The organism is Afipia carboxidovorans OM5, assembly GCF_000218565.1.
Classification (GTDB): domain Bacteria; phylum Pseudomonadota; class Alphaproteobacteria; order Rhizobiales; family Xanthobacteraceae; genus Afipia; species Afipia carboxidovorans.
Window position 1 is genome coordinate 50,799 of the sequence record NC_015684.1, and the last position, 22,605, is coordinate 73,403.

A 22,605-nucleotide genomic window follows, 5' to 3' on the forward strand; every position below is an offset into this window, starting at 1 on the left:
ATGTCGGACGTCCTTCGGGCGATACGTCGAAGATTTTTGTCATGCACGAGGCTCGTGCAGGGCGGCTTCGCCATCCTCGCAGGAACGGTTCCCGCTCATGCCGCGGACAATGTCGTTCTCGACACCACCACGATGATTCTCAGCGGCCTGCAGCGCCCTGAGATGCCCGCTCTCGCGCTTTTCGTTGCGGTGACATGCTTCTCGGTGGTCGCAACCATCGCGCTGTTGCGCACGCGGCTCTCCGCAGCCGCGACCGAGGCAAAGTTGCACGCCGACAATCAGGCGCTGCAAAGCGAAACCGATCGCCTGCGCGCGCTACTGTTTGCCGAGCCTCAGGTGCTGATCGCTTGGTCGGCCGGCGACGAGCGGCCTGACATTACCGGCGACACCGCACTGCTGATGCCGCAGGGACAGACGGCACCCGCCCAGCGCATTCTCGCCTTCGGCACCTGGCTGCATCCCGAGCAGGCACTGGCAATGGATCATGCCGTCGATGGTCTGCGCGAGCGCGGCGAAAGCTTCCTGCTGACGATGGCGACTTCCAACGGCCGCGCCATCGAGGCGATGGGCCGCGCGGTCGGCGGACAGGCCATCGTGCGGATTCGCGAATTGAGCGGCGTCCGGCTCGAGCTTGCCGAAACCACGCAGCGCCATCGCGACCTTCTCGAAGAAACCGATGCGCTGCGTGCCTTCGCCGCCGCAATTCCGCTGCCGCTCTGGGCGTTGCGCACCGATGGCACACTCCGTTATGCAAACGCCGCCTATGCGCAGGCCGCCGAAGCGGAAAATCCCGCCGACGCCATCGCCCGCAGCGTGGAGTTGCTCGATAGCGAAGACCGCACCGCGATGCGCGACGCGCTCGCGGACGGCAAGGCCTATCGCGCACGACTGCCGGTTGCGATCGGCGGCGAACGGCGCACCTTCGACGTGTTCGCCTTCAACATCGGTGACGGCAGCGTCGGCATGGCGGTCGATGCGAGCGAAACGGTCGCCTTCAAGGACGCGCTGACGCATATGGCGAGCGCGCACCGCCGCATGCTCGACCAGTTGTCGTCCGGCGTCGCGGTGTTCGATGCCGACCGGCGCCTTGCGTTCTACAACGATTCCTATCGCCGTCTGTGGGACCTCGACAGCGCGTTCCTGGATTCCAGCCCCGACGATTCGAGCGTGCTGGAAAAGCTGCGCGCCATGCGCAAGATTCCCGAGCAGCCGGACTTCCGCGCCTGGAAAGCCAAGCTGCACGAGGCCTATCGCGCGGTCGAACCGGCGAAGGACACCTGGTATCTGCCGGATGGCCGCGCCATCAGCATCGTCACCACGCCGAACCCCGAAGGCGGCGTAACTTACCTGTTCGACGACGTTACCGAAGGCCTCAAGCTGCAGCGCCAGCATGACGGCCTGTTGCGCGTCCAGCGCGAGACCCTCGACAATCTGGCCGAAGCGGTTGCGGTGTTCGGCGGCAACGGCCGCGCGCGACTGTTCAATCCGCCGTTCGCGCGGATGTGGAAACTCTCGCCCGAGGCGCTGGAGCAGCAGCCGCATATCGAAACCATCGAGCAATGGTGCAGGCCGCTGTTCGAGGAAGCCGCGACCTGGCAGGCGATGCGCGCGGCAATCACCGGCATCGATAATCGCGAACCGTTGCAACTGCGGCTCGAGCGCAAAGACGGCAGCGTGCTCGACTGCACGACAATGCCGTTGCCGGACGGCGCCACCATGCTGACGTTCCAGGACGTCACCGACACCGTCAACGTCGAGCGCGCACTGCGCGAGCGTAACGACGCGCTGGAAGCTGCCGACCAGATGAAGGTCGACTTCGTCCACCACGTCTCCTACGAGCTGCGCTCGCCGCTCACCACCATCATCGGCTTCGCCCATTTCCTGAGCGACCCTGCGACCGGACCGATGACGGTGAAGCAGAGCGAATATCTCGGCTACATCACCACCTCGACCAACGCGCTGCTCGCGATCATCAACAACATCCTCGATCTTGCCACCATCAACGCCGGTGCGATGACGCTCGATCTCGGGCCGGTCGATCTGCGCAAGACGGTCGAGGAAGCGACCGCCGGGCTGCAGGATCGCCTCGTGCACGACAACATCCGGCTCGCGGTCGAGATCGATCCATCCGTGACCGGCTTCGTCGCCGACGAACGGCGCATGGTACAGATTTTCTACAACCTGCTCGCCAACGCGATCGGCTTCTCGCCGCCGAACGGCACCATCCGCTTCAGCGCGTGGCGCGAGAACGGCGCGGTGTGCTGCGCCGTGTCCGACGCCGGGCCCGGCATTCCGCCGGAGATGCGCGACCGGATGTTCGACTGGTTCGAGAGCCGCGCCAACGGCTCGCGCCACCGCGGGGCGGGCCTCGGCCTGTCGCTGGTGCGTTCCTTTGTCGAACTGCACGGCGGCACCGTGAGGGTTGACTCGGCGGTGGATCAGGGCACTACGGTGACCTGCGAATTTCCCGCCGACCAGACCTTCCACCGCAGCGCCGCCGAATGAACGAGCCCTTTTCCTTCTCGGTTGCCCTTCCCAATGAGACTGCGACGGCCGAGCTGATGGCCGATCTCGCGCTGCTGGCCGGCCCCGGCGACACCATCACGCTGTCGGGCGATCTCGGCGCGGGCAAAACCACCGCCGCGCGCGCCATGATCCGCTACCTCGCGGGCGACGACGATTACGAAGTGCCAAGTCCGACATTCACGCTGACGCAGACCTACGATCTGCCGCCGTTTCCGGTGCTGCATGCCGATCTCTATCGTATCGCGGATGCGAGCGAACTTGAAGAAATCGGGCTGTCGCCGCTGCCCGAAGGCACGCTGTCGCTGATCGAGTGGCCCGAGCGCGCACCCGAGGCGATGCCGGAGGAGCGCATCGACATTGCCTTCAGCCACAGGCCCTCGCTCGGCTCCTCTGCGCGCGCCGCCGAGATCACCGGCTACGGCAAGGCCGCCGCCAAGGTCGAGCGCCTTGCCGCGCTGCGCCGGTTTCTCAATCTCTCCGGCGAAGGCAATGCTGTACGCAAGCGCATGGCGGGCGATGCCTCGACGCGCTCCTACGCGCGGCTGATGGGCGACAACGGCTCGCGCGTTCTGATGAACTCGCCGCCGCGGCCCGATGGTCCCGCGATCCACAACGGCAAGTCCTACAGCGCCGCGGTACATCTTGCCGAAGACGTCCGCCCCTTCGTTGCGCTTGCCAACGGCCTGCGCCAATACGGCTTCTCCGCACCGGCGGTGTATCACGCCGATCTCGAAGCGGGCTTCCTGCTGCTCGAAGATCTTGGTGGCGCAAGCTTCGTGCAGGGCTCGCCGCCTGAGCCAATCATCGAGCGCTATCAGGTTGCGACCGCGATGCTTGCCGCGCTGCATGGCATCGACCTGCCCGATACGCTGTCGCTCGCGCCGAAGATTACCTACACCATTCCCGAATTCGATTTCGATGCGATGATGACCGAGGTCGGGCTGATGCTCGACTGGTATCTGCCCGATCACGACGTGACGCTGAGCGGCATGATGCATGCCGACTTCCTCGTGATCTGGAAAGACCTGCTCGGCCGGATCGAGACCGCGCGAAAAACCTGGGTGCTGCGCGACTTCCATTCGCCGAACCTGATCTGGCTCGGCGGACGGGAGGGTATCAGCCGGGTCGGGCTGCTCGATTTTCAGGATGCGGTGATGGGGCCGGAGGCTTACGACCTCGTCTCGCTGCTGCAGGACGCGCGCATCGACGTGCCCGATGCGATCGAACTGTCGTTGCTCGGCCGCTACGTCGCGGCGCGGCGCGAGGCTGATCCGGCATTCGACGCAGCGACTTTCGCCGAAACCTACGCCATCATGTCCGCGCAGCGGAACACGCGCCTGCTCGGCACCTTCGCGCGACTCAACCGTCGCGACGGCAAGCCGCAATACCTCAAGCATCAGCCGCGAATCTGGGATTACCTGCAGCGCGCCTTCGCCCACCCCACGCTTGAGAGCCTTAAGGATTGGTTTACCGCGAACGTGCCTAAGCCGACCGCTCGCATTTGAAACGAAAATTTACGCCCCGTTAGCGCGCCAGCGGTATTTTCGCACACCTCCAACCGCTGCAATTTCACTCAGCGGTTATCCTCAACGGGTGGGAGACCCGAATGGCGACTGAGCGGCGTAGAGGCGAACGAGTCGTTTTCGAACGCGGGTTCGCGGCACACATGATGGGCATCGACGGCACTTGGCGCCGCGGCTGCCTCGTCGAGGACATTTCCGAATACGGAGCGAAGCTCACGGTTCAGGGCTCGGTCGAAGGCCTCGCCCTGAAGGAGTTCTTCCTGCTTCTCTCCTCGACCGGTCTCGCCTATCGCCGCTGCGAATTGTGCTGGGTGAACGGCGAACAGATCGGCGTCCAGTTCCTCAAGCAGGATCCGAAGCGCCGCGGCGCGTCCGCCCGCAAGAACCAGAACGACCAGATGATCGAAATCTGATCTGCGCGAACTTGTAGCACTCCGTCGTGACAGGCGTGCGACGTCAACTTCCTGCAAGCATGGCCGCAATAGCAGCCGGCGTTGCGATGCTTTAGGCTTCGTGTCCATATCCGGCGATTCGCCTGAAGGACGACGATGCCTGTTCAACCTCATAGCGCCATGGTTCTCGCGGCCGGTTTCGGCACGCGGATGCGGCCCTTGACCGACCACACCCCGAAACCGCTTGTCGAAGTCGCGGGCAAGCCGCTGATCGATCATGTACTCGACAGGCTCGATGAAGTGGGCGTGCGCACCGCCGTCGTCAACGTGCATTACCTCGGCGAGCAGATCATCGCGCACACAGCTTCGCGCAAGGCGCCGAACGTCATCATCTCCGACGAGCGCAACGAAGTGCTCGACACCGGCGGCGGCGTAACGAAGGCGCTGCCGCTGCTCGGCGACGCGCCGTTCTTCCATCTCAATGCCGACACGCTGTGGATCGACAGCGTTGCACCGAACCTGCAACGGCTCGCCGATGCGTTCGATCCAATGCAAATGGACATCCTGCTTCTGATGGCGCCGACCGCAGGCAGCATCGGCTATGACGGCGCCGGCGATTTCACCATGCTAACCGATGGCCGTTTGCAGCGGCGCACCGAGCAGCATGTCGTGCCGTTCGTTTATGCGGGCGCGGCGATCCTGTCGCCCGCGATCTTCAAGGACGCGCCGCAGGGTGCATTCTCTTTGACAAAATTGTTTGACGAGGCTGCCACGCACGGACGGTTGTTCGGGCTGCGGCTCGAAGGCATCTGGATGCATGTCGGCACGCCGGAAGCGATCGCCGCAGCGGAGAAAGCGATCCTTGCCAGCGCGGCCTGACGCCGTCATTTGTCTCGACAAAGCCCTTCTCTCATGGTCCGCTCGGCGTCAGAATCCGCCATGCGCCTTTTCAACATTCCCTCCTCCGCTCCGTTCCTGCGCACACTTTTGACGGCGCTCGCGGACGGCCGCCTGATCGAAGGATTCGAGGCACGCAAAAATCCCGAACGCCTGGCAGAAGCGACGCTCTACCTGCCGACGCAGCGTGCTTGCCGCATGGCGCGCGAGGTATTTCTCGACGTGATGGAGCAGGACGCCGTGCTGCTGCCGCGGATCGTCGCGCTCGGTCATGTCGACGAGGACGAACTCGCCTTCGCGCAGGACGAAGCGACAGAGTTTCCTTCACTCAACGTGCCGGATGCGCTCGACGGCCTGCCGCGCCGGCTGGTGCTGATGCGGCTGGTCAGCGCATGGGCGAAGCGGCTCGGCTCGCGCGAACTGGCCTCCGCGCCGCTCGTCGCCGGCGGACCCGCATCGACGCTTGCGCTTGCCGACGACCTCGCACGCCTGATCGACGACATGACGACGCGCGGCGTCGATTGGCATGCGCTCAATACGCTGGTGCCGGACGATCTCGATCAATACTGGAAGATCACGCTCGACTTTCTCAAGATCGCAAGCGAGGCATGGCCCGCGCATCTGCGGGAATCCGAATTGATCGAACCTGTCGCGCGGCGCGACCTTTTGATTGCAGCAGAGGCAGCGCGGATGGCGGCAGCGCCCGGCCCGTTCATCGCAGCGGGCTCGACCGGTTCGATGCCGTCGACTGCGAAATTTCTGCACGCCGTCGCGCAACATCCGCAAGGTGCGGTGGTGCTGCCGGGTCTCGACACCGATCTCGACGATGAGGCATGGCGCGCGATCGGTGGTGTGCGCGATTCCACCGGGCGCTTTGCCGAACATCCGCTCTCCAGCCACCCGCAATATGCGTTACACGGGCTTCTCGATGTGTTCGGCGTCGATCGCAAGGCGGTGCGTGCGCTGGCAGAGCCGTCCGCTCATGGTCGCGAATTGATTGCGTCCGAGGCGATGCGCCCCGCGCGCGAAACCGCGCAGTGGCATCACCGCCTCGCCGATCCGGATGTCACAACGCGCATCGAAGCGGGGTTTGACAATCTCGCCATCGTCGAGGCCGCCAATCCGGAGATGGAGGCGCTTGCAATCGCAACTGCGATGCGCGAGGCGCGGCAGTTCGGCAAGACCACGGCGCTTGTGACGCCGGACCGTGCGCTGGCGCGCCGCGTGATGGCCGCACTTGGCCGCTGGCAATTGCCATACGATGATTCCGGCGGCGACTCGCTGATGGATACGCCGGCCGGCATTTTTGCGCGGCTCGCGGCGGAGACTGTGACGAGCGAGCTCGCGCCACCAACATTGCTCGCGCTTCTCAAGCATCCTTTGCTGCGGCTCGGTGCGCCTGCGGGTGGCTGGACAAAAGCGACCGCCAATCTCGAGCTCGCGGTGTTGCGCGGAACGCGGCCTGCACCCGGCTGCAAGGGATTGCAGGCTGCATTTGCTGCATTCGTCGAGGAATGGAGCAAGACACAGCGCAAAGAACTCTCGACGCTGCATCCGTCCGAGCCGCGCGCGAGATTGACGCCGGACGACATCGAATCTGCCACACGCGCGCTCGATGCGCTGGTTTCCGCACTCGCCCCGCTCGAAAGCGTCGTTCGTGGCACGCATGATTTCGCAACGCTGGCGCAGCGTCATTACGAGACGATCACGCATCTGTCGCGCGACAACGATGGCCTGATCGCTGCATTCGCAGGCACGGACGGTCAGCAGCTTGCATCTGCGTTCAATGAACTAGCGCCGCCGAACGAGAACGATGTACCGGCGCCGACTCATATCGCGCTTGAGGCTGCCGACTATCCCGACCTGTTCGCGACCGCGTTTGCAAATCGTGTCGTGCGGCGCCCGGAAAATTCCGATGCAGCGCTGCGGATCTACGGCCTTCTCGAAGCGAGGCTCACGCAATGCGACCGCGTCATTCTCGGCGGCTTGGTCGAAGGCGTGTGGCCGCCTGCGCCGCGGATCGATCCATGGCTCTCGCGGCCGATGCGGCACGAGCTCGGTCTCGACCTGCCGGAACGGCGCATCGGCCTCACCGCGCACGACTTCGCGCAACTGCTCGGCGCCAAAGAAGTCATCATCACGCATGCAACCAAGGTTGGCGGCGCGCCGGCGGTGGCCTCGCGCTTCTTGCATCGCATGAAAGCAATCGCCGGCACGAAGGCGTGGACGGAAGCCGAGAAACGCGGCGCGGATTACGTCCGCTATGCCGAAGCACTCGATGCACCGGACAGCATTACACCCGTCGCACAACCTGCACCGACGCCGCCGGTGGCGCTGCGGCCGCTGCAGATGTCGGTGACCGAGATCGAGGACTGGCTGCGCGATCCCTATACGATATTTGCCAAGCGCATTCTGAAGCTGACACTGCTCGATCCGGTGGACCTGCCGTTGACGGCCGCCGATCGGGGCTCCGCGATCCACAACGCGCTCGGGGATTTCACTCAAAAACACAGCAAAACTCTGCCGGAAGATATTGTGGCAGAATTACGTTTTTGCGGCGAGGAGCACTTCGCGGCGCTGATGGCACATCCCGAGGCGCGGGCACTGTGGTGGCCACGCTTTCTGCGCATCGCCGACTGGTTCGCCGGCTGGGAACTCAGGCGCCGCGCCGAGACTGTCGAGATCGCCGCCGAGCAGCGCGGCGAGATTGCGATTCCGCTCGGTGACGGGCGCGAGTTCAGGCTGAGCGCGCGCGCCGACCGCATCGAGCTGCGCGCCGATCGCACCTTTGCAATCATTGATTACAAGACCGGCCAGCCGCCGAGCAACAAGCAGGTGCAGCTTGGGCTGTCGCCGCAGCTCACATTGGAAGCGGCGATCCTGCGCGGTGGCGGATTCCGTCACGCCTTTGCATCGCTCCCTGCGAATCCATCAGTGAGCGAACTCGTTTACGTCCGCCTGAGCGGCAATAACCCAGCGGGCAAGGAGCAGATCGTCAATCTGACACCAAAGGGCGGCGATGTGCAGTTGCCCGATGACGCTGCTGACGCCGCGCTCGCCAAGCTCACTGCGCTCATCAGGAAGTTCGACGATCCGAAGCAAGCCTACAATTCGCTTGCGCTGGCGATGTGGTCGGATCGCTACGGCGTCTATGACGATCTCGCGCGCATCAAGGAATGGTCGGTCGCGACGCATCTCGGCGGAGGCGACGCATGAGCACGCCCCGCGCCAACATTCCCGATGCGGTGCGTGACGCGCAGGCGCGCGCCTCGAACCCGGAGGCGTCTGCCTTCGTCGCGGCCAACGCGGGCTCCGGCAAGACCCACGTGCTGGTCACCCGGGTGATCCGCCTCTTGCTCGCCGATGTCGCGCCGGAAAAGATTCTCTGCATCACTTTCACCAAGGCCGCCGCCGCCAACATGGCGCAACGCGTGTTCGAGACGCTTGGGCGCTGGGTCGCGCTCGACGACGACGCGCTCGATGCCGCGATCCGCCATGTCGGCGCGCCGGCAACGCGCGAGATGCGTGTGCGGGCGCGCAAGCTGTTCGCCTGCGCGCTGGAAACGCCGGGCGGACTGAAGGTGCAGACCATTCACGCGCTGTGCACGCGGCTGTTGCAGCAGTTTCCGTTCGAGGCCAACGTGCCCGCGCATTTCGCGGTGCTCGACGAGCGTGACCAGACCGAAATGATGGAGCGCGCCAACCTCGCGGTGCTGCTGGAGGCCGCGCGCGCGCCTGACAGTGCGCTTGGCCGTGCGCTCGCCTTTGCGATGACGCAGGCCGCCGACGTCACCTTCAAGGAGGTGGTGCACGAGGCCTGCCTCAGCCGCGAGCATTTCATGGCGTGGGCGGATGGTGCCGGCAGCATCGAGGCGGCGATGGCGCAGGTCTGCCGCGCGCTCGGCGTCGCGATGGATGCGCAATGCGACGCGGTCGAGCGCGAGATGGTGGAGGGTCCGCATCTGCCGCGCAGCCGCTGGATTGAGGCTGCGAACGCCTTCGAGGACGGCGGCAAGACCGATGCGACGCAAGGCGCCCGCCTGCGCGCCGCCGCGGCGCTGACCGGCGAAGCGCAGCTCGAGGCCTATCTCGGCGTGTTCTTCACCGGCGAGGGCAGCGAACGCAAATCGCTGATGACGAAATCGCTCACCGCGATGCACGGCGCGCTTGCCGCCGCGCTGTCGCAGGAGCAGCCGCGTCTGCGCGCGCTGGCCGATCGCCGCCGCGCCATCATCCAGCGCGACCGCACGCATGCGCTACTCGTGATCGCGAGCGCCGTCGCCGCGCATTACCGGCGGGAGAAGCAGGCGCGCGGGCTCCTGGACTATGACGACCTGATCGACAAGACCCACGCGATGCTGACCGGCGGCTATGCTTCCTGGGTGCATTTCAAGCTCGACCGCGGCATCGATCATGTGCTGATCGACGAGGCGCAGGACACGAGTCCGCGGCAGTGGGACATCATCGAGAGCTTCGTTTCCGAATTCACCGCCGGTGCCGGCGCGCGCGGCGAGATCCACCGCACGGTATTCGCGGTCGGCGACGAGAAGCAGTCGATCTTCTCGTTTCAGGGTGCGGCACCGCGCGAGTTCGACCTGCGGCGACGCGCGATGGCGACGCGGCATGCGCACGCAAATCTGTCGTTCGAGTCGGTCTCGTTCAAGCATTCGTTCCGCTCCGGCGCGGCGATTCTCGATTCGGTCGATTACGTGTTTCGCGAGCAGACGATCTATCGTTCGATCCACATCGACGATGCCTATCCGGTGCACGATGCATTGCCCGACGCCGCGCCCGCGACGGTCGAGCTGTGGCCGGTCGAGGAGCCGGACACCCGCGAGGAGATCGAGGGCTGGCAGGCGCCGTTCGACACCGTCTCGCCCGCAAGCCCGGAAGTGAAGCTCGCACGCCGCGTCGAAAGCGAGATCAAGGCGCTGATTGCGGCCGGCACCATGACCGGCCCGCTCGGCCGACGCCGCAGGCTGCGCTATGGCGACGTGATGATTCTGGTGCGGCGGCGCGGCGCGGCGTTCGATGCCGTGATTCAGGCGCTGAAGCATGCGGGCATTCCGGTCGCGGGCGCGGACCGGCTGAAGCTGACCGCGCACATCGCGGTGATCGACCTGATGCATCTCGCCGATGCGCTATTATTGCCGCAGGACGACCTCGCCCTCGCGGTCGCGCTGAAGAGCCCGCTGTTCGGCCTCACCGATGACGACCTGCTGACGATCGCGCCGACGCGCACCGGCTCGCTGCGCGAGGCGCTGGCGGCGCATGCGGCAAGCTCCGAGCGGCTGCGCATCGCGAGCGAGTTTCTCGAAACTTGTGCCATGCGCGCCGCGCGGATGACGCCGTTCGCCTTCTTCGCATGGCTCTTGGGCGGCGACAGCGGCGGCCATGGCGGGCGCGCACGCATTCTCAAGCGGCTCGGCCATGAGGCGAACGACGCGCTCGACGAATTCCTCGAACTTGCGCTCACCTATGAGCGCAAGGCGCCCGCCTCATTGCAGGGCTTCATCGCCTGGCTGCGCGCCGCCGACACCGACGTGAAGCGCGACATGGAAATCCTGCGCGACGAAGTGCGGGTGATGACCGTGCACGGCGCGAAAGGCCTCGAGGCCTCCGTGGTGTTTCTGGTCGATACCACGACCTCGCCGTCGGACACGCAACGGCTGAGGTTGATCCACATGCCGCATGGCAATGCCGGGCCCGGCGAAGTGGTGCTGTGGGCGGGCGCCAAGGACGACGACACCGAGGATGTCGCCCGCGCGCGCGACACCATGCGCGGCGAGATCGAGGACGAATATCGCCGCCTTCTCTATGTCGCGATGACGCGCGCCGCCGAGCGATTGATCGTGGGCGGCTGCAAGCCCGGCAACCGCAACAATGTGCGCGAGCTATCGTGGTACGACCTGATCGAGAAAGGTCTTGCCGCGTCGCCTCTGGTTCTCACCGAAGTCGAGACACCGTTCGGGCCGGCGAAACGCTATGCCCGCAAGGACGAGGCCGCACTGGACATTGCGCGTGATGACGCCGCGTCCGCCCCCGCCGAGCTAAAGTCGTTGCCGGACTGGCTGTATGCTGATGCCCCGCAGGTCCGCGCGAAGGAAATCACGCTGGCGCCCTCCAGCGCCGGAGGTGACACCGCTGCGCCACTCTCGGCAGAGCAAACCATCCTTCAACGTGCACGGCTGACCGGCCAGTGGGTACATCGCCTGCTGCAATCGCTGCCCGATCTTGCACAGGAGGCACGCGAAGCGGCGGCGCTGCGCTTCCTCGCCCGCCATGTGCAGGATGCGTCCGAGGAAGAGCGCACCACACTCATCCGTCAGGTGCTCGCGCTGATCGACGATCCGCGATTTGCGGCGCTGTTCGGCCCCGGCAGCCGCGCCGAGGTTTCCATCGCGGGCCGCCTCACGCTGAACGGCACCAGCGTGCGCGTCTCCGGGCAGATCGATCGCCTGGTGATGACGCCGGATGAGGTGATGATCGTCGATTACAAGACCGGCGCGGTGCCCCAAGGCGCGATGCCGCCGCATTATGTGCGCCAGCTTGCGCTCTATCGTGCGGTGCTTGCGAAACTCTCGCCGGGGCGGCCGGTGCGCTGTGCGCTCCTGTGGACACAGGGCCCGCAGATCGTCGAAGTGCCGCCTTCAACATTGGACGCAGAGCTGGCATCGCTCGCCAGGCGAGCCTTCTAGTCGTTGATTTAACTGGAGAATTTCGAGCCCTGCGATTCGGTATAACAGCAAGGCGGACACTTTGCCAGCCTTGACCGGCCACGGCCGCATTCTTACGTTTGCGCCACGTCATCGGGCTCCGAGATCGATCGGGCCGTCATCAACGAGGAATATCATGAGCGTAGGCAAAGTTTCGGACGCCGATTTCGAGGCTGAAGTCCTCAAGGCGGAAGGTCCGGTGGTCGTGGACTTCTGGGCGGAGTGGTGCGGCCCCTGCCGCATGATCGCGCCCGCGCTCGACGAGATCGCCGGTGCGATGGGCGACAAGGTCAAGATCGTCAAGCTCAACGTCGACGAGAGCCCGAAGACCGCATCGAAGTACGGCGTGATGTCGATCCCGACCCTGATGATCTTCAAGGGCGGCGAGATGGCCTCGCGCCAGGTCGGCGCCGCGCCGAAGCAGAAGCTGCAGCAGTGGATCACCGCCGCGGTGTAAGCTGCCCGCATATTCGGATTTGAACGACGGCCGGTGAGATTTCACCGGCCGTTTTGTTTTGGGCTTCTCCTCCCTCGCCCCGTTTTCTTACGGGGAGAGGGTCGGGGTGAGGGGCGAACATTCGCGATTGTTGCAACTCCCCCTCACCCGGCGCTACGCGCCGACCCTCGGGTCAAGCCCGAGGGCAGGCTCTCTCCCCGCTCGCGGGGAGAGGTGAAAGAAAGATCTTGGCCCTCGCAATGACACCTACCCCGGCGGGGTGCCGTTTTCCGCCAGCACATGACCCGCGAGGTAGAGTGAGCCGGTGATGAGAATGCGTGGTGGCGTCTCGTAGGCAAGCGAGGCGAGGCGCGCCAGCGCTTCCGTCACGCCCGGCATCACGTCGGCGCGCAGATCAAGCGAGCGTGCAACGGCAGCCAACGCCTCGGGCTCCATCGCGTTGTCGTTGTCCAGGATCGGCACCGCGAGAACGTGGCGAGTGAGGCCGGAAAAATTCGCAAGAAACGCGCGCGCGTCCTTGTTGCCCATCATGCCGACGATCAGCACCACCGGACGCTCGACGCGCTCGCCGAGATCGGCCAGCGCCGCGGCGGCGACGCGCCCGCCATCGGCATTGTGGCCGCCGTCGAGCCAAAGCTCGCAACCCTGCGGCGCGAGCGTAGCCAACGTGCCAGCAGGCAGACGCTGCATCCGCGCCGGCCATTGGGCGGAGACAACGCCCTGCTCGAACGCGGCTGGCTCGATCGCGAGCGAAGGGATCGCGCGCAATGTTGCGATCGCAAGACCGGCATTGTCGAACTGATGACGGCCGAACAACCGCGGCGCGGTGACATCGAGAAGCCCGCGCTCGTCATGATAGACGAGCCGGCCATGCTCGACGCCGACATGCCATTCCTGCGTGGCGCAGAACAGCGGCGCGCGCATCTTCCGCGCGGTCTGCTCGATCACCGCCTGCGCTTCGGCCTGCTGCTCGGCAACGATCACCGGCACGTTGCGCTTGATGATGCCGGCCTTCTCGGTGGCGATCTTGATCAGCGTGTCACCGAGAAATTCGAAATGATCGAGCCCAACCGGGGTGATGACGCTCGCAAGCGGCGTCTCCACCACGTTGGTGGCATCCAAGCGTCCGCCGAGGCCGACTTCGAGCAGCAGCACATCGGCGATATGCTGCGAGAACAACAGGAACGCGGCCGCGGTCTCGATCTCGAACAGCGTAATCGGCGCACCGCCGTTGGCGCGCTCGCACCGCGCGAACGCGTCTTCAAGCTGGGCATCGCTCGCCAGCTCGCCCGCGATACGAAAACGCTCGTTGAGACGCACGAGATGCGGCGAGGTATAGACGTGAACGCGCAGGCCCGCCGCCTCGCAGATCGCGCGCAGGAACGCGACCGTCGAGCCCTTGCCGTTGGTGCCGGCGACATGGATCACCGGCGGCAGGCGGCGTTCGGGGTGGTCGAGCGCTTCGAGGATGCGATGCATCCGCGACAGATCGAGATCGATGCGCTTGGGATGCAGCGCCGCGAGCCGCGCCAGAAGATCGTCGAGCTTACGCGGTGCGGGTTGGGCCGCGCTCACGCCGGCGGCAGCGCAACCGGCTCCGCAGCCGGCGGCGGACCTTCGACATCGGGCGGCGGCGGTGCGGCGACCTCATCCGCATGCGGCGCAGGCACCTTCATCAGAAGACGGCACAGCCGCGCCAGCGTCGGGCGCATCTCATGGCGATGCACCACCATGTCGACCATGCCGTGCTCTTTGAGATATTCGGCGCGCTGGAAACCTTCCGGCAGCTTCTCGCGAATGGTCTGCTCGATCACGCGCGCACCGGCAAAGCCGATCAGCGCGCCGGGCTCGGCCAACTGCACGTCACCCAGCATCGCGTAGGACGCGGTGACGCCGCCGGTCGTCGGATTGGTCAGCACCACGATGTAGGGAAGCCCCGCCTCGCGCAGCAACTGGATCGCGACCGTGGTGCGCGGCATCTGCATCAGCGACAGGATGCCTTCCTGCATCCGCGCGCCGCCCGACGCCGCGAACATGATGAACGGCGCGTGTTTTTCGACCGCGAGCTGCAGACCGGTGACGATTGCCTCACCCGCCGCCATGCCGAGCGAGCCGCCCATGAAATCGAAATCCTGCACCGCGACCACCGCGGGCGTGCTCTCGATGCGGCCGTAGCCGACCTTCACCGCATCGTTCATGCCGGTCTTGGCGCGGGCATCCTTGATGCGGTCGGCGTATCTGCGCTCGTCGCGAAACTTCAGCGGATCGGCGGCAACGTCCGGCAGCGCGACATCGAACCAGGTCTCGTTGTCGAAGATCGACTTGAGCCGCGCGGTCGCGCCCATGCGCATATGATAGTTGGAGCCGGGAATGACGAACTGGTTCGCCTCGACATCCTTGTAGAACACGAGCTGGCCGGAATCCGGGCACTTGATCCACAAATTCTCCGGCGTCTCGCGCTTGAGAATGCTGCGGATCTTCGGTCGGACCACATTGTTCAGCCAGTTCATGCGTTGGTCTCCATACATCCCTTGACCGGCGCGATCGCCAAATCTTCTCCCCTTACAGGAAAAGGTAGCAAGCACCGCGCGAAGCAAGGTGCGAGCCGGGTGAGGGGTATTTTACTGCGGATGAGACGCCGACGCGACCCCTCACCCGCTTCGCCACATAGTGGCTCAGCACCCTCTCCCACAAGGGGAGAGGGGAAACAAGAACGATTACGCCGACACTGGTTTGACGCCATGGACGCCCTGTGCCAGCGCAGCGACCAGGTCGGTGACGGCGGATACCGTGTTCGGCCCGGCCTTGCCCTCGGCGTCGAGCGTTCCGCGCAGCGCATCGACAAGCGCAGAGCCGACGACGGCGCCCTCGCAATGGCGTGCGATGCGGGCCGCCGCCTCGGGCGTGCGAATGCCGAAGCCGACGCAGACCGGCAATTGGGTGTGACGCTTGATCCGCGCCACCGCTTCGCCGACCTGCTTGTCGTCGGCTGCGGCGGCGCCGGTGATGCCGGTGATCGAGACGTAATAGACAAAGCCCGACGTGTTGGCGAGCACGGCCGGCAGCCGCTTGTCGTCGGTCGTCGGCGTCGCAAGCCGGATGAAGTTCACACCGGCCTTGAGCGCGGGCAGGCACAGCTCCTCGTCTTCCTCCGGCGGCAAGTCCACGACAATGAGCCCATCGACGCCCGCCTCCTTCGCATCGACGAGGAAGCGATCGACACCGTAGATGAAGATCGGATTGTAGTAGCCCATCAGCACGACGGGCGTTGCCGCTTCACCCTTGCGGAAGTTGCGCACGACATCGAGCGTCTTCTTCAGCGTGGTGCCGGCCTTCAGCGCGCGCAGCCCTGCCGCCTGAATCGCAGGCCCATCCGCCATCGGGTCGGTGAACGGCATGCCGATCTCGATCACATCGGCGCCCGCCTTCGGCAGCGCCTTCATGATCGCGAGCGAGGTTTCAAGATCGGGATCGCCGCACATCAGGAAGGTGACGAGCGCGGCGCGGCCTTCCTTCTTGAGATCGGCGAAGCGGGTATCGAGGCGCGTGGTCATGACTTGCGCCCCCGCAGAATATCGCCGACCTGCGGCACGTCCTTGTCGCCACGGCCGGAGAGATTGACGACCATCAGGTGATCGCGCGGCCGCTTCGGCGCGAGCTGCGACAGCTTCGCGATCGCATGCGCCGACTCCAATGCCGGAATGATGCCTTCGAGCCGCGACAGCAACTGGAACGCGGCGAGCGCTTCCTCGTCGGTCGCGGACAGATACGTCACGCGGCCGGTCTCGTGCAGCCAGGCATGCTCCGGTCCGATGCCGGGATAATCGAGGCCCGCCGAAATCGAATGCGCGTCCTGAATCTGGCCGTCCTCGTTCATCAGGAGATACGTGCGATTGCCGTGCAGCACGCCGGGGCGACCGCCCGCGAGCGAGGCAGCGTGCAAATTCGTCAGCCCATGGCCCGCGGCCTCGACGCCGAAAATCTCGACGGCAGGCTCATCGAGGAACGGATGAAACAGCCCCATCGCATTGGAGCCGCCGCCGATGCAGGCGACCAGCGAATCCGGCAGGCGGCCTTCCGCCGCCATCATCTGCTCGCGCGTCTCATGGCCGATCACCGACTGGAAGTCGCGCACCATCGCAGGATAGGGATGCGGGCCCGCCACCGTGCCGATGCAATAGAACGTGGTCGCCACGTTCGTCACCCAATCGCGCAGCGCATCGTTCATCGCATCTTTCAGCGTGCGCGTGCCGGACTGCACCGGCACCACCTTGGCGCCCAGCATCTCCATACGGATGACGTTCGGCTCTTGCCGCGCAACATCGACCGCACCCATGTACACGATACATTCGAGCCCGAAGCGCGCGCACAGCGTCGCGGTGGCAACGCCATGCTGCCCCGCGCCGGTCTCTGCGATGATGCGCTTCTTGCCCATGCGGCGCGCGACCATGATCTGGCCGAGCACGTTGTTCACCTTGTGCGAGCCGGTGTGGTTCAGCTCTTCGCGCTTGAGATAAATCTTCGCACCGCCGAGATGCTCGGTGAGGCGTTCGGCGAAATACAGGGGCGACGGACGGCCGACATAATCCTTGAGATAGCCGTTCATTTCCTTCTGAAATGACGGATCGGCCTTCGCCGCGGCATAGGCCTTCTCGAGATCGAGGATCAACGGCATCAGTGTTTCGGCGACGAAGCGGCCGCCGAAGGTGCCGAAGTGACCACGCTCATCAGGGCCTGCGCGGAAGGAATTGGGTTTTGGAAGACTCATACCTAACCTTCGTCATGGCCGGATTTATTCCGGCCATCCACGTCTTGATGTTTGCAGACGCGCACAATGTGGCATCTGCTCCCTCTCCTTGCGAGCGAGGTGAGGGACGAAAATTTCTCTACGCAGCCATCGCCTCTCACCCGGCTTTCTCGCTTCGCTGGAAAGCCGGACTCTCCCCGTCAACGGGGCGAGGTGAAGACGACGCCGCGCGCGCAGCGCGGATGAAAGCGCGGATCATGTCGGCATCCTTGACGCCGATGGTGCGCTCAACACCGGAGGAGACATCGACGCCGTGCGGGCGCACCAGCGCAAGCGCCTCGGACAGATTGTCGGCGTGAAGCCCGCCCGAGAGCACGAACGGCAGACCCGGATCGGCGCCTTCGAGAATGCGCCAGTCGAACGGCACGCCGAGCCCGCCGGGGCGCGTCGCATCCTTCGGCGCGCGCGCATCGAACAGGATGCGGTCGGCCACGGACACATAAGGCGCAACCTTTGCGAGATCCGCGCGCGTGGCGAGCGCCACCGCCTTCATCACCCGCGCATCGTAGGTCTCGCGCAACGCCGCGACCGCTTCGGGCGGCTCGTTGCCGTGCAACTGCAGCCAGTCGGGACGCACCTCGCGCGCGATGGCATCGAGCAGCCGTGCATCGGCATCGACGGTCAGCGCCGCGATCTCGGCGCGCCCGCGCGCCCGCGCCGCAAGCTCGGCTGCGCGCGCCAGATCGACATTGCGCGGCGAGGGCGGAAAGAACACCAGCCCGACCATATCGGCACCCGCCTCCAGAGCCGCTTCGAGCGTCTCCGGTTCGGACAGGCCACAGATTTTCACGATCAGGGACATATGGGTTTGATCTGGGTTTCGAGCGATCCAAGCAGGAAAGGCGCGTTCTACAACGTCGCGTGCTGCTTGTCTTGTATCATCGCGCCCGGGTTCGCGCCCTCGTGCCGGCGCCTAGCCTAGCGCTCAGAAATGGCGTTCCTGGGTCACGGCGAGCGGCGGCAGCGCCGGAGGCGCGGCAGGGCTTGGGGCGGCGGAAAAGGCCACCCGCCGCAGTTCCGCAAGCTCGTTGCGGGCCTGCGCCGCCTCATCCTCGTAGCGCCGCGCGGCCTTGCGATAGCGGTGCTGCCCGAACCAGACCGCAAGCCCACCGGCGAGCACGCCGGTCATCACCGCGCCGATGATGACGATGAACAACGGCAGCGTCAGCGCGAGCGAGGCATCCGAGGGGTCGAAGGGATTGAACGACACCATCACGAGGCGGCGGTTGGCGAGTGCGAAGGCAAGCAGCAACAGCGCCAGCGGAACGATCACCACGGTGTTGACGAACTTGCGCATGCCGCTCTTCCCGCTACGCCCGCATCATAGGCCAATCCCGGCGCAATCCCTGCATACGCTGCACGCGCGGAATGCGCCGCGCAAGCCCGATCAGGCCGCCGGCGGTGACGGCGGCGTGGCCCCATCGAGGCCGTCGCGGTTCAGCCGCTCGCGCATTTCCTTGCCGGTCTTGAAGAACGGCACGCTCTTCTGCTCGACGGGGACATGCTCGCCGGTGCGCGGATTGCGGCCCGCACGCGCCGGGCGATGCTTCACCGAAAACGCGCCAAACCCGCGCAGTTCGACCCGATCGCCGCGCGCCAGTGCCGAGACGATTTCCTCGAGGATCGCATTGACGATGTTCTCCACGTCCCTCTGGTAGAGGTGCGGATTATGCTCGGCAATGCGCTGAACGAGTTCTGATTTGATCATCGGGACGGGGGCTCGCGGTCGTTGCGGGTGACATTTCCTTGAAAAAGCCTTGAACTGTCAAGTCGCTTAACGCCCAAGATGAGAGCGATTTTACGTGACAATTGAAGACTCTCCCGCCTGCGAACAGCGTGCGGGGCGAATGAAAGGTGATTCATCAATTCAATTGGAGCCCGCAGGCTGCCACAAAGCAAGCATGCCTTCGAGTTCGAGCCGCTCCGCGACACCGCCGACGCCGCTTCCGCCAACAATGCGCGCGAATGTCTCAAGACCGAGCGCGCGCAACGTCGCTTCCGTCGCCGTGCGCAGGAAAGTCATGTCGGAGAAGCGCGGCGAGAGCTTGTAGTCGCGCACCGGCAGTTCGCCCTTGATCTTGTTCTGCGCCTGCAGCCACTTCACCGCGGTCTTCTCGTCGCCGAGTTCGTCGATGAGCTTCAATCCAACCGCCTGACGGCCGGTGAACACGCGCCCGTCGGAGACGACCTGCAGCGCGGCCTCATCCATCTGCCGCCGCGTTTTCACCAGACCCTTGAACCAGGCGAACGAGTCCTTCACCAGCGCATCGAGCGCCGCGCGCGCTTCCGGCGAGGTCGGCTCGTAACCGTTCGGAGCGGCCTTGAGCGGCGCGGATTTCACTTCCTCGACCTTGACGCCGACGGTCTTCAGCAGCTCGCTGAAATTCGGAAACTGAAACAGCACACCGATCGAGCCAACGAGCGAGGTCTGCTGCGCGATGATGTGATCGGACGCCAGCGCCGCGATATAGCCGCCGGAGGCGGCCAACCCCTCGACCACGACGACGAGCGGCTTCTTCGCCTTGAGCCGCGTCAGCGCATCGAACAATTGCTCGGCGCCCGCGGTGGTGCCGCCCGGCGAATTGATATGAACGATGACGGCGGCGGCCTTCGACTTGCCGAGCCGCTCGAGTGCCGCGACGCGCTCATCGTTGCTGCGGATCAGGCCTTCGATCTTCACCCGCGCGATCGCCTCGCTGCCGGTGATCGCCTGCCGCGCCGACGGCGCCAGCGCCGCCGTGAGGCCGATCACCGCCGCGATGACGACAAGCGCGCTGATCGCCCGCCAGAAGGTGAGCTTGCGGCGAATGCGGCGGCGGTCGACGAGGAAGTCGGATTCAAACGACATGCGGCTCTCCGGTGCGGCGTCCTCCGCCCGCGCGCGTTATCCCCGCGCAAAGCTTGAGATTGCATGACTTCGATACATCAATTGCAAGGTAATTTGAAGACGAGGCAATTGGGCCTAAAGGGCGGGTTGCCTCGTCATTCTGAGCCAACGGGTCGGCGATAAGCCGCTACCCGTCATTATCTCGCCCCACCCATAGTGTCGTCCCCGCGAAGGCGGGGACCCACACTGTCCGAGGTTTAACAAATGAACGAATTATCGCGCAGGCTTCCGCACTGGCGATCACTTGGAAAATTTATTGAAGGCTGGGTCCCCACCTTCGCGGGGACGACGCAGAAATAAAATCACGCAGACAAAGGCCAATCACCCAAACAAAAAGGGCTCCGAAAACCGGAGCCCTCTTCAATTCGTGTAGCGAAAGAAACGCCTGAGAGAAGCTTACTTGTCGCGCTTCTTCAGTGCGTTGCCGAGAATGTCGCCAAGCGTCGCGCCGGAGTCGGACGAGCCGTACTGCGCGATGGCTTCCTTCTCCTCGGCGACTTCCAGCGCCTTGATCGACACCTGGACCTTGCGGGCCTTCTTGTCGAACTGGATGACGCGGGCGTCGACCTTCTCACCAACCGCGAAGCGCTCGGCACGCTGATCGTTGCGATCACGCGCAAGCTCCGAACGCTTGATGAAGGTGGTGAAGTCGGTACCGGCGATCTGCACGTCGATGCCGGCGTCCTTGACGTCGAGAATCTCGCAGGTCACGACCGCGCCCTTCTTGACGTCGCCCGGCTCTGCGAAGGGATCGCCCTCGAGCTGCTTGACGCCGAGCGAGATGCGCTCCTTCTCGACATCGACATCGAGCACCACGGCCTTGACCATGTCGCCCTTCTTGAAGTTGTCGATCACCTGCTCGCCCGGCTGTTTCCAATCGAGGTCGGACAGATGCACCATGCCGTCGACGTCGCCTTCGAGACCCAGGAACAGACCGAACTCGGTCTTGTTCTTGACCTCGCCTTCCACGGTCGAGCCGACCGGGAACTTCTCGACGAACACTTCCCACGGATTGCGCATGGTCTGCTTGAGACCGAGCGAGATGCGGCGCTTGGCGGAATCGACTTCCAGCACCTGCACTTCGACTTCCTGCGAGGTGGAGACGATCTTGCCGGGATGCATGTTCTTCTTGGTCCACGACATCTCGGAGACGTGGATCAGGCCTTCGATGCCCGGCTCGAGCTCGACGAACGCACCGTAGTCGGTGATGTTGGTGACGCGGCCGGTGACGCGGGCGTTGAGCGGATACTTCGCCTCGATGCCCTGCCACGGATCGTCCAAGAGCTGCTTCATACCGAGCGAGATGCGGTGGGTCTCGTGGTTGATCTTGATGATCTTGACCTTCACCGTCTGGCCGATGGTGAGCACCTCGGTCGGATGGTTGACGCGGCGCCACGCGATATCGGTGACGTGCAGGAGGCCGTCGATGCCACCGAGGTCAACGAACGCACCGTAATCGGTGATGTTCTTGACGACGCCGTCGATCACCTGACCCTCTTCGAGGTTCTGCACGAGCTCCTGACGCTGTTCGGCGCGGGTCTCTTCGAGAACGGTGCGGCGGGACACGACGATGTTGCCGCGGCGGCGATCCATCTTGAGGATCTGGAACGGCTGCGGATTGTTCATCAGCGGCGCGACATCGCGGATCGGGCGAATGTCGACCTGGCTGCGCGGCAGGAACGCCACGGCGCCGTCGAGGTCGACCGTGAAGCCGCCCTTGACCTGGTTGAAGATGATGCCGGAAACCTTCTCGTTGGCGTTGAACGCCTTCTCGAGCTTGCCCCAGCTCTCTTCGCGGCGCGCCTTGTCGCGCGAGAGAACGGCTTCACCGAGCGCGTTTTCGATCCGGTCCAGAAAGACTTCGACTTCGTCGCCGACCTTCAGCGTGTTCTCGCGGCCGGGGCCGTTGAACTCGCGCAGCGCCACGCGACCTTCGGTCTTGAGGCCGACGTCAATGACGGCCATGTCCTTCTCGATCGCCACAACCTTGCCCTTGACGACGGAGCTTTCCTGCAGGTTGCCGCCCGAGAAGGATTCATCGAGCATCGCCGCGAAATCGTCGCGGGTCGGATGATAGGAGGATTCAGTCGAAGCCATTGGTTCTCCAGATGCGGTCGGCCGGTGTCGGGTTGATGGGACGCATCGCGCGGGAAGGGCCAAAGGTCCGCAACCTTTGGCGACCGCCTCAAAACCCATCATGGTTGAAACCCATCATGGTTTGCGAGCGCGGGCCGGCCAGGCCTTCGACGGACGATGCGGTGATTTCAGTGCCGGTCTGTTCAGTCAAACAACTCGACCTCAAAGACCTCCAAGCGGGCTTGTCCTCCAATGACGGCTGGGATTGACCCAAGCCGGCCCGCTCGGACGGCCTCGATCCTGTCGAGGGCAGCCCGGACCCGC

16 protein-coding genes are annotated in these 22,605 nt (G+C 64.8%); 7 read left to right on the forward strand and 9 right to left on the reverse strand.

The features are described from left to right. From OCA5_RS00235 to trxA, 7 genes are all read left to right on the forward strand, one after another. A complete protein-coding gene (locus OCA5_RS00235; RefSeq protein WP_013912701.1) occupies positions 1 to 2,505 on the forward strand; it encodes a sensor histidine kinase in 2,505 nt (834 codons plus the stop codon). Further along, positions 2,502 to 4,031: a bifunctional tRNA (adenosine(37)-N6)-threonylcarbamoyltransferase complex ATPase subunit type 1 TsaE/phosphotransferase gene (locus tag OCA5_RS00240; RefSeq protein WP_012561662.1), complete on the forward strand. Its 1,530-nt coding sequence runs from the start codon at positions 2,502 to 2,504 to the stop codon at positions 4,029 to 4,031. Before OCA5_RS00235 ends, OCA5_RS00240 begins: the two co-directional genes overlap by 4 nt. A 101-nt stretch (positions 4,032 to 4,132) precedes the next feature. After that, a complete protein-coding gene (locus tag OCA5_RS00245) occupies positions 4,133 to 4,462 on the forward strand; it encodes a PilZ domain-containing protein (protein ID WP_013912702.1) in 330 nt (109 codons plus the stop codon). A 135-nt stretch (positions 4,463 to 4,597) separates the two neighbouring features. Then, on the forward strand, positions 4,598 to 5,320 hold the full coding sequence (locus tag OCA5_RS00250; protein WP_012561660.1) for a nucleotidyltransferase family protein: 723 nt from the start codon (positions 4,598 to 4,600) through the stop codon (positions 5,318 to 5,320). Between the two features lie 60 nt (positions 5,321 to 5,380). Continuing rightward, on the forward strand, positions 5,381 to 8,554 hold the full coding sequence (gene addB, locus OCA5_RS00255; protein WP_013912703.1) for a double-strand break repair protein AddB: 3,174 nt from the start codon (positions 5,381 to 5,383) through the stop codon (positions 8,552 to 8,554). Continuing rightward, positions 8,551 to 12,036, forward strand: coding sequence for a double-strand break repair helicase AddA (gene addA, locus OCA5_RS00260; RefSeq protein ID WP_012561658.1), 3,486 nt, complete (start codon positions 8,551 to 8,553; stop codon positions 12,034 to 12,036). The genes addB and addA overlap by 4 nt, the downstream gene beginning before the upstream one ends. Before the next feature lie 154 nt (positions 12,037 to 12,190). Then, on the forward strand, positions 12,191 to 12,511 hold the full coding sequence (gene trxA, locus OCA5_RS00265; RefSeq protein ID WP_012561657.1) for a thioredoxin: 321 nt from the start codon (positions 12,191 to 12,193) through the stop codon (positions 12,509 to 12,511). Positions 12,512 to 12,757: 246 nt separating this feature from the next. Here trxA and OCA5_RS00270 read toward each other — a convergent pair whose 3' ends face one another. The 9 genes from OCA5_RS00270 to rpsA form a co-directional block, all read right to left on the reverse strand. Continuing rightward, on the reverse strand, positions 12,758 to 14,086 hold the full coding sequence (locus tag OCA5_RS00270) for a bifunctional folylpolyglutamate synthase/dihydrofolate synthase (protein WP_012561656.1): 1,329 nt from the start codon (positions 14,084 to 14,086) through the stop codon (positions 12,758 to 12,760). Continuing rightward, on the reverse strand, positions 14,083 to 15,021 hold the full coding sequence (accD, locus tag OCA5_RS00275; protein WP_012561655.1) for an acetyl-CoA carboxylase, carboxyltransferase subunit beta: 939 nt from the start codon (positions 15,019 to 15,021) through the stop codon (positions 14,083 to 14,085). The genes OCA5_RS00270 and accD overlap by 4 nt, the downstream gene beginning before the upstream one ends. A 207-nt stretch (positions 15,022 to 15,228) precedes the next feature. Continuing rightward, a complete protein-coding gene (gene trpA, locus OCA5_RS00280) occupies positions 15,229 to 16,065 on the reverse strand; it encodes a tryptophan synthase subunit alpha (RefSeq protein WP_012561654.1) in 837 nt (278 codons plus the stop codon). Beyond that, entirely contained in the window at positions 16,062 to 17,279 is a 1,218-nt protein-coding gene (trpB, locus tag OCA5_RS00285) for a tryptophan synthase subunit beta (RefSeq protein ID WP_012561653.1), read from the reverse strand. Before trpB ends, trpA begins: the two co-directional genes overlap by 4 nt. A gap of 136 nt (positions 17,280 to 17,415) precedes the next feature. Beyond that, positions 17,416 to 18,120, reverse strand: a complete 705-nt coding sequence (locus OCA5_RS00290; RefSeq protein WP_012561652.1) for a phosphoribosylanthranilate isomerase — start codon at positions 18,118 to 18,120, stop codon at positions 17,416 to 17,418. Between the two features lie 123 nt (positions 18,121 to 18,243). Next, on the reverse strand, positions 18,244 to 18,615 hold the full coding sequence (locus tag OCA5_RS00295; protein ID WP_012561651.1) for a LapA family protein: 372 nt from the start codon (positions 18,613 to 18,615) through the stop codon (positions 18,244 to 18,246). Positions 18,616 to 18,705: 90 nt separating this feature from the next. Continuing rightward, positions 18,706 to 19,026, reverse strand: a complete 321-nt coding sequence (locus OCA5_RS00300; protein ID WP_012561650.1) for an integration host factor subunit beta — start codon at positions 19,024 to 19,026, stop codon at positions 18,706 to 18,708. A 159-nt stretch (positions 19,027 to 19,185) separates the two neighbouring features. Beyond that, the gene (sppA, locus tag OCA5_RS00305) at positions 19,186 to 20,166 is read right to left on the reverse strand and encodes a signal peptide peptidase SppA (RefSeq protein ID WP_012561649.1); all 981 of its coding nucleotides are present in this window, start codon (positions 20,164 to 20,166) and stop codon (positions 19,186 to 19,188) included. Positions 20,167 to 20,601: 435 nt separating this feature from the next. Then, entirely contained in the window at positions 20,602 to 22,302 is a 1,701-nt protein-coding gene (gene rpsA / locus OCA5_RS00310) for a 30S ribosomal protein S1 (protein WP_012561648.1), read from the reverse strand. Positions 22,303 to 22,605: the final 303 nt, after the last annotated feature.

Bases quoted from the DNA above. Each gene is read 5' to 3' on its own strand.
- trpA (WP_012561654.1), bottom strand. From the start codon at position 16,065: ATGACCACGCGCCTCGATACCCGCTTCGCCGATCTCAAGAAGGAAGGC.
- OCA5_RS00235 (WP_013912701.1), top strand. From the start codon at position 1: ATGTCGGACGTCCTTCGGGCGATACGTCGAAGATTTTTGTCATGCACG.
- addA (WP_012561658.1), top strand. From the start codon at position 8,551: ATGAGCACGCCCCGCGCCAACATTCCCGATGCGGTGCGTGACGCGCAG.
- OCA5_RS00240 (WP_012561662.1), top strand. From the start codon at position 2,502: ATGAACGAGCCCTTTTCCTTCTCGGTTGCCCTTCCCAATGAGACTGCG.
- OCA5_RS00290 (WP_012561652.1), bottom strand. From the start codon at position 18,120: ATGTCCCTGATCGTGAAAATCTGTGGCCTGTCCGAACCGGAGACGCTC.
- OCA5_RS00300 (WP_012561650.1), bottom strand. From the start codon at position 19,026: ATGATCAAATCAGAACTCGTTCAGCGCATTGCCGAGCATAATCCGCAC.
- accD (WP_012561655.1), bottom strand. From the start codon at position 15,021: ATGAACTGGCTGAACAATGTGGTCCGACCGAAGATCCGCAGCATTCTC.
- trxA (WP_012561657.1), top strand. From the start codon at position 12,191: ATGAGCGTAGGCAAAGTTTCGGACGCCGATTTCGAGGCTGAAGTCCTC.
- OCA5_RS00295 (WP_012561651.1), bottom strand. From the start codon at position 18,615: ATGCGCAAGTTCGTCAACACCGTGGTGATCGTTCCGCTGGCGCTGTTG.
- addB (WP_013912703.1), top strand. From the start codon at position 5,381: ATGCGCCTTTTCAACATTCCCTCCTCCGCTCCGTTCCTGCGCACACTT.
- OCA5_RS00250 (WP_012561660.1), top strand. From the start codon at position 4,598: ATGCCTGTTCAACCTCATAGCGCCATGGTTCTCGCGGCCGGTTTCGGC.
- trpB (WP_012561653.1), bottom strand. From the start codon at position 17,279: ATGAGTCTTCCAAAACCCAATTCCTTCCGCGCAGGCCCTGATGAGCGT.
- sppA (WP_012561649.1), bottom strand. From the start codon at position 20,166: ATGTCGTTTGAATCCGACTTCCTCGTCGACCGCCGCCGCATTCGCCGC.
- rpsA (WP_012561648.1), bottom strand. From the start codon at position 22,302: ATGGCTTCGACTGAATCCTCCTATCATCCGACCCGCGACGATTTCGCG.
- OCA5_RS00245 (WP_013912702.1), top strand. From the start codon at position 4,133: ATGGCGACTGAGCGGCGTAGAGGCGAACGAGTCGTTTTCGAACGCGGG.